The 12,074-nt window shown below is 65.7% G+C and carries 10 protein-coding genes; 5 read left to right on the forward strand and 5 right to left on the reverse strand.

The window, feature by feature from the left end; translation table 11 throughout:
• Positions 1-6: 6 nt before the first annotated feature.
• Together P9239_RS10990 and P9239_RS10995 are read right to left on the reverse strand one after the other, a co-directional pair.
• Complete coding sequence (locus P9239_RS10990) at positions 7-591, reverse strand: ATP-binding protein (RefSeq protein WP_309750641.1); 585 nt, start codon at positions 589-591, stop codon at positions 7-9.
• Positions 592-629: 38 nt separating this feature from the next.
• Positions 630-1,943 carry a cation:proton antiporter gene (locus P9239_RS10995; protein WP_309750643.1) on the reverse strand — a complete coding sequence of 438 codons (1,314 nt, stop codon included), beginning with the start codon at positions 1,941-1,943 and terminating at the stop codon, positions 630-632.
• Between the two features lie 157 nt (positions 1,944-2,100).
• Between P9239_RS10995 and P9239_RS11000 the strand changes: the two genes are divergently transcribed.
• Positions 2,101-3,483 carry an FAD-containing oxidoreductase gene (locus P9239_RS11000; protein ID WP_309750645.1) on the forward strand — a complete coding sequence of 461 codons (1,383 nt, stop codon included), beginning with the start codon at positions 2,101-2,103 and terminating at the stop codon, positions 3,481-3,483.
• A 1,030-nt stretch (positions 3,484-4,513) separates the two neighbouring features.
• Here the strand turns inward: P9239_RS11000 and P9239_RS11005 are convergent.
• The 3 genes from P9239_RS11005 to P9239_RS11015 form a co-directional block, all read right to left on the reverse strand.
• Positions 4,514-5,752: an MFS transporter gene (locus P9239_RS11005; RefSeq protein ID WP_309750647.1), complete on the reverse strand. Its 1,239-nt coding sequence runs from the start codon at positions 5,750-5,752 to the stop codon at positions 4,514-4,516.
• Between the two features lie 31 nt (positions 5,753-5,783).
• Entirely contained in the window at positions 5,784-6,992 is a 1,209-nt protein-coding gene (locus P9239_RS11010; protein WP_309750649.1) for a hypothetical protein, read from the reverse strand.
• Positions 6,993-7,083: 91 nt separating this feature from the next.
• A complete protein-coding gene (locus P9239_RS11015) occupies positions 7,084-7,638 on the reverse strand; it encodes an ankyrin repeat domain-containing protein (protein WP_309750651.1) in 555 nt (184 codons plus the stop codon).
• 301 nt (positions 7,639-7,939) lie between these two features.
• Between P9239_RS11015 and P9239_RS11020 the strand changes: the two genes are divergently transcribed.
• From P9239_RS11020 to P9239_RS11035, 4 genes are all read left to right on the forward strand, one after another.
• Positions 7,940-8,572, forward strand: a complete 633-nt coding sequence (locus P9239_RS11020) for a DUF938 domain-containing protein (protein ID WP_309750653.1) — start codon at positions 7,940-7,942, stop codon at positions 8,570-8,572.
• 166 nt (positions 8,573-8,738) lie between these two features.
• Complete coding sequence (locus P9239_RS11025) at positions 8,739-9,896, forward strand: aromatic ring-hydroxylating dioxygenase subunit alpha (RefSeq protein ID WP_309750655.1); 1,158 nt, start codon at positions 8,739-8,741, stop codon at positions 9,894-9,896.
• A 90-nt stretch (positions 9,897-9,986) separates the two neighbouring features.
• Positions 9,987-10,259: a hypothetical protein gene (locus P9239_RS11030; protein WP_309750656.1), complete on the forward strand. Its 273-nt coding sequence runs from the start codon at positions 9,987-9,989 to the stop codon at positions 10,257-10,259.
• Positions 10,260-10,737: 478 nt separating this feature from the next.
• Positions 10,738-11,988, forward strand: a complete 1,251-nt coding sequence (locus P9239_RS11035; protein ID WP_309750658.1) for a porin — start codon at positions 10,738-10,740, stop codon at positions 11,986-11,988.
• Positions 11,989-12,074 lie beyond the last annotated feature (86 nt).

Genomic DNA, 12,074 nt, shown 5'->3' on the forward strand with positions numbered 1-12,074 from the left:
CGAAAGTCAGGTATGGGCGACGAGCCGCGCGAGCAGACGCGCCTCGTCGTCCGTAGTCGAAGATGTGTTGTCGAACATCAGCAGATCGGCGGCGAGCGCATCGTCGGGAAAGAAAAGTCGCTGACGGTAGTCGTCCCAGTGCGCGAGTTTGTATGCATCATTCGGATCGGCGCGCGAGGCGATGCGCTCGCGCGCCACATCCTCGCCCACATGCACCCACACGACGCGAATCGTCACATCGTCGTCCACGCCGAGCCATGCGCGATCGAACAGCCGCCGCTCGCGCACTTCACGTGACAGCGGGGCCACCACGACGACGCTCACACCGAGCGCCAGGTTCTCCGCGGCCGTATCGACGAGGCTCCGATACTCCGGATCGCGCAGATGCTGAATGAAAAGCGGGCTGTCGCGGTCGTGTGGATCCCCGGTCAGCGCGCCGATGGCCGCCGCGCTATACGCGCCGTAGAGCGTGTCCTTGTCGAGCATGCAGAAGGGCGCGCCCGTTTCCCGCATGAGCGGCCCGAAGAGGCGCTTCGCCAGCGTCGTCTTGCCGGTTCCCGCGTGACCGCAAAAGAAGAGCAGGTGCTTCATGGGACGTCGCCTGTATGCTGTATTCAATCGCTGTCTTTTTAGTCGCTGCCATGCGCACGCTGATAGCGGTTCATCAGCGGCGTCGACGTAATGCCGTGCACGATCACCGACGCCGCGATCGCCGCAATGATGATCGGTGTGAGCGGCCCGGCCACTTGCTTGGGCGCATGCTCGATTGCATACAAAAGATAATAGAACGAGCCGACGCCGCGAATCCCGAACCAGCCCATCAAGAGCCGCTGAGCGCGCGACGCGCACGAGCCGACGAGCGACGCCTGCACCGCCAGCGGGCGTATCACGAGAAACAGCCCGCCGATGACGACGAGCGCGCGCCACGTGAACAGATCCCGCCACATCGTCGCGAGCACGGAGCCGACGAGCAGCATGATCGTCACTTCGGCGATGCGTTCCAGTTCGATCGTGAAGCCGTGCACGCGCTCGGCCATGAACGCGTGCGCGCGCTCGGGATCGGCTGCAGTCGCGCGGATGTCGTCGGCATTGACGGTCCCTACGGCTTCGCGCGCGGACTTGTCGCCGCTTTCGCGATGTTCGACGCGGCGCATCGCGAGGCCCGCCGCGAAGACGGCGAGAAACGAATACGTGTGCAGCAACTCGGCGACGCCGTACGACAGCGCAATCAGCCCGAGCGCATAGAAGCCCTCGGAGCCCAACGCTTCGCCGTGGCGTGTGCGCAGATACGCGACTACGCGCACGGTCAGCTCGCCGAGCAGCCAGCCGCTCACGAGCGCGCCCGCCGTGCCCCACACGGCCTGCAGGACGAAGCCCCAGTGCAGCGCATCGTTCGGCGATGCTTCGAAGCGGCACACGGCAATGCCGAGCAACGCGAACGGCAGCGCGATGCCGTCGTTGAGGCCGCCTTCGCCCGTTAATGTGAAGCGCAGCAGATCGGTGTCGCCGGGCGCTTCTACCTGAACGTCGTGGGCGAGAACGGGATCGGTGGGGGCCAGCATCGCGGCAAGCAGCAGCGACGCGCCCCACGACATGCCGAGCACGTAGGTGCAGAGCAGCGTGAGCGCGGCAATGGTCAGCACCATCGCGACGAAACCGAGGCGCAGCGGCAGCAGCCAGCGCCGGTCGGTGGGCGGCACGCGCAGGCGCAGCCCGATGGCGAAGAGCGACACGAGCATGCCGACTTCCGTGATGAGGCGCAGGACCGCCGTATCGCCGTCGAGCCGGATGTGCAGCAGATTCGTGACGCCCGGCCCCAGCACGAAGCCGATGGCCAGATAGCACATCGCGGTGCTGATGGGCAGGCGGTTGAACGTCGAACTGGCGAGCCCCATCAGGATGAGCACGCCGCCGACGACGAGAAACCAGATTGTCTCGGTCATGAAGGGCTTAGTTCGTGAAGCGGCGGGGCAAACGCTAATTCGGCACGAGCGAGCACGGAACATGCCCATGCGCGGCATCCGGCGTAAGATGGCCGGGCATTGCCAACTGCTCGTCCACCGTCTTCACGTTGCGCACATCGGTCAGGGAGGCTCAAGCATGTCACAGCATTTCGATGCGGTCGTCATCGGCACCGGTCAGGGCGGCTCGCCGCTCGCGGTGCGGCTCGCGCAGAGCGGCAGGCGCACCGCCGTCATCGAGCGGCATCTTTTTGGCGGAACCTGCGTGAACGTCGGCTGCACGCCGACCAAGACGTACGTCGCGAGCGCACGCGCCGCGCATGTCGCGCGCACGGCGGCAAAGTACGGCGTGGATATCGGCGGCGAAATCAAGGTCGATATGGCGCGCGTGAAGGCGCGCAAGGACGAGGTCATCGGCGCGTCGCGCACTGGCGTCGAGCAATGGCTGCGCGAAACACCGAACGTCACGGTGTTCAAAGGGCACGCGCGGTTCACGGGCCCGCACGCGCTGGAAATCGAAGGGCGCGACGGCAAGACAGAAGACATCGATGCCGGCATGATCTTCATTAACACCGGCACACGCGCCGCGGTGCCGGCTATCGACGGTCTCGACAGCATTTCGTATCTCACCAATGCCACGGTTCTCGAACTGACCGAAGTGCCCGAGCATCTCGTGATCGTCGGCGCCAGCTATATCGCGCTCGAGTTCGGGCAGATGTTCCGCCGCTTCGGCAGCCGCGTCACGCTGCTCGTTCGCGGCGAGCGCATTCTGACGCGCGAGGACGCGGACATCGCCCGGGGGATACAGGACGTGCTCGCACGCGATGGCATCGAATTTCGCTTTGGCGCCAAGCCGCAGCGCGTCGAGCGGATGAACGACGGCGTGCGCATTTCGTTGGGTCACGAATCCATCGACGCGTCGCATCTGCTCTTTGCGACGGGACGCACGCCGAATACCGACGATCTCGGACTCGACCGGGCGGGCATCGATGTGAACGCGCATGGACTGATCGACGTGGACGGCCAGTTGCGCACGAAAGTGGACGGCGTCTGGGCGATCGGCGACGTGAACGGGCGGGGCGCCTTCACGCATACCTCGTGGAACGATTACGAAATCGTCGCGGCCAATTTGCTCGATGGCGAGTCACGCAGCGTCGATACGCGCATCATGACGTATGCGGTGTTCGTCGATCCGCCGTTCGCGCGCGTTGGCATGAGCGAGGAAGACGTGAGACGGGACGGCCGCGACGCGCTTATTGCAACGATGCCGATGTCGCGCGTCGGGCGTGCGCGCGAGCGCGGCGAAACGGACGGCTTCATGAAGGCGCTCGTCGATGCGAAGACGCAGCGTATTCTCGGCGCGGCGATCTTCGGCATCGAGGGCGACGAGGTGATCCACACGTTCGTCGACATCATGAATGCCGACGCACCGTACACCACGCTGCAACGCGCGATGCACGTCCATCCGACGGTGAGCGAACTGGTGCCGACGTTGTTGGGCGGTCTTAAGCCGCTCGATTGACCGGAGCGGTCGCGTTCGCAAGTTCAGCGCGACGGCATTTTGAATGCCAAGGCGCCGTAAGTGACGCTACAACGCGCGATGCGGTCATGCGACCGTGAGCAAGCAGGTGCTGCCATTGTTTCGCGCGGGAAGCGCCTGCATTCGCTGCGCTTTATTCGCAATGCGACGGTATTTGGAATGCCGACGCGCCGTAGACCGCGCTACGGCGCGCAACGCAGGTCAATGCGACTGAGCGGGTGGGACCCAACCTTCCTTCGCGCGAAAGTGGACTGCGTCGGGTGCGTTTCACTCGCGGAGCGACCGCATTATGAATACCGACGCGCCGTACCGAACCCTACAACGCGCCATGCACGTTCTGTCGACGGTGAACAAGTCGATGCCTCTGTTGTTTCGCGGAAGTGTCTGCGCCGGCTGCGTCTCACTTACGGAGCGACGGCATTATGAATACCGACGCGCCGTATAGAGCGCCATGCACGTTCATTCGACGGTGCACAAGTCTATGCCGCGGTTGTTTCGCGCGGTGTCTGCGCCGGAGCGTCGCACTCGCGCAGCGACGGCATTATGAATACCGACGCGCCGTAGATCACACTACAGCGCGCCATGCAGGTCAATGCGCGGGTAAACGGGCGGCTGCCGACCTTCATTCGCGTCAAAGTGTCCGCGCTCGCGGCTCCTCACTTCCAAAGCGATGGCGTTATGAACGCCGACACGCCGTACCAGGCTGCAGCACGCGCGGTGCGTTTACTCGGCGCAGAGCGAGCCGGTGCCAACCTTGTTGGGCGATTCAAAGCGGCCGAGATAACCGCACCCGCGGCGTTTGCATGTTCGACGCAACGGCATGATGAATTACACCGTGCCACGCCGTGCCGACGATATCTGGCGATGCACGAGCCGCTGACATAGCCGCCTGTTCGCCGCGCTGGGATTCTGAATGCCAACGCACCGTACACCGCATTCCAAAGCGTCGTATGACGGTGTGCCACCCGATGCCGACTTCGTCGGACGCTCTCGAAACCACCAAGCCGCGTCCTCACGCTTCGACGGGCGGCTTCTGCACCTTCGCCGCGACTGCCGCGCCTCGCGTTTCCGGCATTGCGAGCCAGACGAGCGCCACCGCGATGGCGCCCGCTGCCGCCAGCCCGAAGAAGCTCATCGCCGTGCCGAAGCGGTCGGCCGCGAAGCCCGCCGCCGCCGTCGAAAGCGTCGCGCCGACGCCGGCCGCCAGGCCGAAGAAACCGATCGTCAGGTTGTAGTGTCCGCGGCCGCCCGCAACATCGGCGGCGATGAGCGGCAGCATCACGCCGAACACGGCCGCGCTGATGCCGTCGAGCATCTGCACCGGCACGAGCAGATACGGACTGCTCACGCCAGCGAAGAGCAACGCGCGCAACGGCAACGCACAGAAGCCCAGAATCAGCACCGGTCGGCGCCCCCAGTTCTGCGCCTGTCGCCCGACCCAGGGCGAGAGCGCCGCCACGATGAACTGAGGCACGATGATGCACGCCGCGATCACGAGTTGAACGTTGTCGCCCATGTGCGCCGTGACTTCGCCCGCGGCGAGATTGAGCATCGCCGCGTTCGAAAGGTGGAACAGCACGACACACGCCGCGAAGATGAGCAGACGCTTGTCCTTCAGCAGTTCGCGCAAGGATTCGCGCTCTTCGCCCTCGTGAGTCAGCTTCGGCTCGCCCGGCGGTGCACGCGGCACGACGGGCGGCGCATCGTAATGAATCATGCGCAGCGCGACGATGGCGGGCAGCGCGAGCGCCGCCGTCAAAAAGAACACCGAGCGCAGGGACAGATATTCGCCGAACGCCCCCATCAGCGCCGCCGTGAGCGCGCTGCCGATGGACGCCCAGCGCGCGTTGCGCCCGAGCCGGTCGCCGAGATCGGCGCGCGCGACGAGCGCAACCGAGATCGCGGCCATCGCCGGAACCAGCATGCAGCTCGCGAAGCCGTGCAGCACTTCCGCCGCGAACACGGGAACGAACGTGGGGCTCGCGGCGAGCAACAGCGCGCTCGCGATGATCGCGACGATCGCCGAAAGGGCCGCGAATTTCTTGTTGCGCATGGCGTCGACGAGCGCGCCCGCGGGAAGCTGGCTCGCCATCGCGCTGATCGTGCCGACCGACAGCATCAGGCCGATCTCGCCCTGCGTCCATTTGTTGGCCGCGAGGTACGAAGCGATGAACGGGCCGAAGCCGGTCTGCACGTTGGCGACGAAGAAGTTGAGCCAGTCGAGCGCGCGCAGACTGCGTGCAATTACCATGTCGTGAATCGGTTATCCATGTCGTGATCCGTTATCGGGCGGGGCGCGCGCCGGACGACGGCATCTGCGCCGCGACCGGGCCGGAGGCCGTCGTGCCGCCCGACGTACCGGAGCCCGCGCCGGCCGCCGCCGCGCCGCTCGCTCCAGCCGCGCCCGCCGACGAAGCCGGCGCAGCAACGACGGGCGACACGATCTTGATTGGCTGCTCGGGCGCGTAGGTAGGCGCGGCTTTCAGTTGCGCGTCGTTGAAATCCATTTGTAGCGAAAGCTGCTTGTTGCGCGACACCACCTGCAGATCGCCCCAGTTCACCGCGACGTGGCGCTTTTCCGCGGCGAGCGAGCTGGACAGATCGACGACAAGCGCCTGCGGCTGCGCCTGGGAATCGACGAGCACGTCCACCACACGGCCGATGCGCGCGCCGTTTTTCTGCGTCACCGTCGAATCGACGAGCTGCATGAAGTTCGACGGCGCGTCGTTGACGGGCTGCGGCTTGGGCACCGGGTCCGCCGCCGGCTTGCCCTTCGCGGGCGGCGGCGGTGGCAGGAAGGTGATCGGCGCGGTCTTCGAATTCGGCATGAAGCGGAACGCCGTCCACGGGAAGTTGACCTTGCGGTCGCCGATGCCCATGAAGCCCGACAGGTTGACCATCAGCAGCTTCGGTTTCGCCGACGTATCGACGTACAGATCGACCGCCCGGCCGACCACCTTGCCTTCGGGACGCTGCACCTCGGCATCGAGCACGCCGTGAAGCTGGTCGTGCTGCATGAGGCGCGTCGAGATGATCTGCGGCGGAGGCGGCGGCTCGGGCGGCTCCGGCGGCGGCGTCACGACCGGCTCCGGCGGCTTGGGCTTCACGACGCGGCGCTTCGGCTTGGGTGCGGGCGCGGGTTTCGCGGCGGAGGCGGGCTCGGGCACGGCGACCAAGGGCGCGGGCTCTTCCGGCTCGGTGGATTCGGTCTCGCTCGGCCCCGGAATATACGAGTGCTCGACAATAGGCGCGGGCGTCTGCTGCTGGAAGACGCTGCACGCCGACAGGCTGCACGCGCCGAGCACGACCAGAACGGTGGATGGCCGCAGCGCGCGCACGCGGCTCGTGACCGCAAGCTTCATGACCGCGAACATCAGCGCGAAGAACGGCGCGAAGAACGGCGCCGCCGCGCGCCCGATCGAAAACGCCAGCACGAAGACGGCCGCGCCGACCGGCGACGCATCGCCCCGATGCGAGATACCGCCTGCCATCACAAACGCTCCATGTGTCCGGGCCGCCTTCCTGGTTCTGTTCGTGTCGATGGACGCGCTCTGCGCCTGCGTCCCTGTTCGTGCGACGCGCTCATGCGCCGGGCGCCGCCGGTTTGCCCGCGAGTCGCGCCGCCGTATCGGGAGCGCCCATTCTCGCGGCGGCTTCGCGCGCGGACAAGCCGCCCTGATCGCGCGCGTCCGGATTCGCGCCGCGCGCGATCAGCAAATCCAGAATCTCGACGCGGTTGAACATGGCGGCGATCATCAGCGCGGTTCGGCCATCGGGCGATGCGCCTTCGACATCCGCGCCGTGGTCGAGCAGCGTCTGCACGACGTCGACGAAGCCCTTGAACGCGGCGCCGGCAATCGGCGTCTGGCCGTTGTCGTTGCGCATGTCGGGATCGGCCTTGTGTTCGAGCAGCACGCGCACCGCGTCGGCGTGGCCGTGATAGCTCGCGAGCATGACGAGGCTGTCGCCCTTGTCGTTGCGCAGGTTGGGCGGCAGGCCCTTGTTCAGCCAGGCATCGAGCAGGGCGGCATCGCCCCGGCGCGCAGCGTTGAAGACTTCGTTCGCGAACGCGATGGTCTCTTCGTCCGGGCCTTCGCGCGCCGGTTCGGGCGGGTTGTGATCTGAGTCCTGCTGCATGTTTCGCTCCGTGTCGGACGCTCGGAAGGCGCCGTTTGTCGTGATGCATTCGATGCTGCGATCGCGCTCGTTCTTGCCTTGTATCGCGTGCTTTTGTGTTGCGCGCGCCGGATCATCGGCAGCATACACAGGTTTGATGATGCGCCGCGTTTGGGGTCGTTTTCGACTTCTTCGTACGCGATGGTCAGCGCCGGCAGCACGTTCCGCGCCACGGCCTGGCGCGGCTTGCCACCGCTTGACGGCCCGGCACGCGCGCCCTTAGTCTCGAAGCGACCCATCATCATCTGCACAGCCCACCGCGATGCAAGCGCCAATCCGTACCGATGCCACCGTGCGCCGCCGCGCGCCCGCCGCCGAACGCAACCGCGACGCGATTCTAACGGTCCTCGCACGCGTGCTGCCGCCGCGCGGCGTGGTGCTGGAGATCGCGAGCGGCACCGGCCAGCATGCGGTGCACTGCGCGGCGGCGCTGCCGCAGATCGTCTGGCAACCGAGCGATTCCGACGCCGCCGCGCGCGACTCCATTGCCGCGTGGCGCGCCTACGCGGGCCTCGCCAACCTTGCCGAGCCACTGGCCCTCGACGTGACGCAGAACGACTGGGGCACCGGCGAAGTGGCGGGCATCGTGTGCATCAACATGATCCACATCGCGCCGTGGGAAGCCGCCGAGGCGCTTTTTCGCGGCGCGGCAGGGCGTCTGGCTGCGGGGGGCGTACTGTACCTGTACGGACCGTATCGGCGCAACGGGGCGCACACCGCGCCGAGCAACGAAGCATTCGATGCACAGTTGCGCGCCACCGATTCGCGCTGGGGCGTGCGCGACATGGAAGCCGTCGAAGCGCTCGGGCGGGAGGCGCGATTCACGCTCGCCGAAGCCGTGCCGATGCCGGCGAACAACTTCAGCCTCGTATTCGTCAAGGACGGCGACTCGTAGGCGCACGCCGTCCTCGCTGCGACGTGCCGCCGCGTGCTCTTCCGCGCGCGCCGAAATACGCATCGCCGTGTAGACTGCGGAAGTCGTTTATGTGTCTTTTTGCGTCGTTTTTTGCGCCGCCCTGACAGGCGCGTCACCCGATGTCCCTCTACCGGAGGCGTTCTACATGCACGCAGCGTTGCCGCAAGGCGATGAGGATGCCGTTTCAACCGATGCGCCGGGAAGCCCGCGCGATTTGCGCCGCATCGACATCCATCCCGATCACTGGTATCCGCTCGCGTGGTCGGGCGAAGTGAAGCGCGGTAAGGCGCACGCGGTGCGCTTCGCGGGCGATCCGATCGTGCTGGTGCGCACGGACTCGGGCAACGTGTTTGCGCTCGAAGACCGCTGCGCGCATCGGCAGGTGCCGCTTTCGGCGGGCGTCGTCGACGGCGAATCCATTCGCTGCTGCTATCACGGCTGGACCTACGACTGCACCGGCCGCTGTACCGACATTCCCTATCTCGGCCGCGAGCGTCTGCCCAACGGCGTGCGCGCGTATCCGTGCCGCGAGGAAGCGGGGCTCGTTTTCGTCTTCACGGGCGACCCGCAGCGTGCCGCCACCGCCAAGTTTCCGTCGCTCGTGAGCGCCACGGACAAAGCGTACAAGACGCGCCGCTTCGGCCGGGAAGTGAAGTGCCATTACACGTTCATGCACGAGAACCTGATGGACATGAACCATCAGTTCCTGCACAGGCGGCAGATGGGCAGCATGCGGGCGCGTTCGCTCGGGCGTCGGCGGGGGGAGGGCTGGATCGAGGTCGACTATACGTTTGCGCGCGAGGCGGGCAAGCAGCCGATCGGCGAGGCGCTCGTGTTCGGGCAAAAGCGCGGGGAAAAGCCGGATGCGTCGCAGAAGGACGTGATGACCATCCGCACGGACTATCCGTATCAGACGCTCAAGATCCGCACGAAAGACGAGACGATGGTGATGGATTTGTGGATCGCCTACGTGCCGCTCGACGCCGAGCAGCGCACCAACCGCACCTTCGGCCTGTTGTCGATCCGCCGCCCGAAAATCTCCGGGTTGCTGGATATCGCGTGGCCGCTGCTCGTGTGGTTCACCGAGCGCATTTTCAAGGAAGACCGGTGGATCGTGGAGCGCGAGCAGGAAGCGCACGACCGCCAGGGCGCAGACCACAACCACGAAGTCTTTCCGGTCATCAACGAACTGCGCGCGCTTCTGACGGAGCACGGCGTCCCGCACGGTGCGGCGGCATCGCCTTTGGCCGATGGCCGGCGCGTGCATCGCATCGTGCCCGTGGAGGAATTGCCGGCGTCGTGACCGCGACACTGCGGCGCGGTGCGACCGGATTGCGGCCATCGCGCGGCGGCGCTATACAGGAAGCGTGCACAGCCACGAAGGCAGACCATCATGAACGACGACCCGACCGATCCGCGCCCGCTTTCCCCCAATCTCGACGAGGCGCATCCCGACGTCGAGCATTTCGATGCGGCCATCACGCACGTCGATGAATCCGTCGCCGCAGGACGAATGGCCGCGGGCGCGGCGAAAGGCATCTTATACAGCCTGATCGAGACGCTCGGCACGCTCGTCGGCGATCCCGATCTGCCTTCGCACGCCCGTTCCGGCTATGAAGGCCTGCTTGAAACCGCGCGGGAACTGCGCGCGCGTATCGAGCCGTAACGTTCTTTGCGCCGGGCTTTCGGACGGGCGGGCGCGCCGCGCGTCCGCTTACGGCTTGCCTGCGGAAGCGGCCCGCTGCAGGTCCGGCCTTGCGGTGTGCAAAAGCCGTAACGCTGCCCGCGCGCCTTCGGCGTCATGTTCTCCACGGCGCGCGCTCGCGCGGAACCAACTCCTTCGCGTCTCCCGCTTGAATCCCCGTGCGGCAATCGTCCGAGCCGCTTTCCACTTGCGAACGCCCGCCGCGCGTTGGATTCGCGTCAGTTTCGTGCCCGGTTGCCAAATATTTGCGCGCTAGCAAATACTGGTTAACCACACGGTGAAAAAAAAAAGACACCAGTGCGCGCGATTCTTTCGGTTTCCATCCGCAAGCCATACACTTGCCAGCGATAAAAGTTGCGCTCGCGGGGCGATTCCGCACCGGTTCCAGCGTCGACCACGAAGAGTTTCGCTCATACCGCACGAAGCAAGAGGAGAAGAAATGAAAGGTTTCAAAATGACCAAGGCTGCCGTCGTCGCCGCGACCGCGTTTGCAGCTGCTGCGCCGGCATTCGCGCAAAGCAGCGTGACGCTGTACGGTATCGTCGACGATTCGATCGTCTATCAGAACAGCCAGACGAACCTGGGGCGCAGCGCGCAGGGCCGCTCGAACGTGAAGACGGCGTCGGGCATCTGGGCCGGCAGCCGCTTCGGTTTGAAGGGCGCGGAAGATCTGGGCGGCGGTAACAAGGCCATCTTCCAGCTGGAATCGGGCTTCGATATCAACAACGGCAACCAGCAGTTCACCAACGCGATGTTCGCCCGTCAGGCATGGGTCGGTCTCACGAACGCGAACTACGGTACGTTGACGGTGGGTCGCCAGTACACGTCGTACTACACGCTGCTCTCGCCCTATAGCCCGACGAACTGGCTGACCGGCTACTTCGGCGCGCACCCCGGCGATATCGACAACATGGACACGATCTACCGCGCCAACAACTCGGTCGTGTACACGTCGCCGAAGCTCTATGGCTTCACGGTGAGCGGCTCGTACTCGTTCGCGGGCGTGCCGGGCAGCGCGTATCAAGGTTCGGCGTGGTCGGCGGCGGTGCAGTACGCGCAAGGGCCGGTCGGCATGACGGTCGCGTTCGAACGCTTCAACAATGCGGCCAACGGCGGCGGCATCTACAGCGGCAGTTCCGCAGTCGTCAACAACACCGCGGCGACCGACGGCACGGGTCAGCCGGGCGTCTCGGCGCTGACCGCAGGTTACCAGCGCGCGCAGGCGCAAAACCGTTTCGCGGTGGCGGGCGGCTATGCGTTCAACAGCGCGTGGGACATCTCGGTGACGTACTCGAACGTGCAGTACATCCCGGGCGTCAATTCGCTCTTCACGGACGAAGCGATCTTCAATACGGCGGGCACGGTGCTGCACTGGAAGGCATCGTCGGCATGGGATTTTGCGGCGGGCTACAGCTACACGTGGGCGAGCAAGGCGAACGGCATCACGAGCGCGGCGTCGTATCACCAGTTCAACTTGTCGCAGTATTACGCGCTCTCGAAGCGCACGGGCTTCTACGCGCTCGAAGCGTTCCAGCGCGCCAACGGCAATACGCTTTCGCAACCGGGAACCAACGGCACGCCGGGCCGTCAGGTCGCGGCCAATGCGACGCTCGGCGACGGCTTCCAGAATGCGCCTTCGGCTACGCGCAACATGTTCGGCGCAGGCGTGGGTATCATCCACCGGTTCTAAACAGTCTTAAGCTGCACGCGCTGCCTCAAAAACCGGACGCCTTGGCGTCCGGTTTTTTTTGCTGCGACGGTTCGCGCGACCGCTGC

The sequence above is a fragment of the Caballeronia sp. LZ062 genome (genome assembly GCF_031450785.1).
In the GTDB taxonomy this organism is placed as follows: Bacteria; Pseudomonadota; Gammaproteobacteria; order Burkholderiales; family Burkholderiaceae; genus Caballeronia.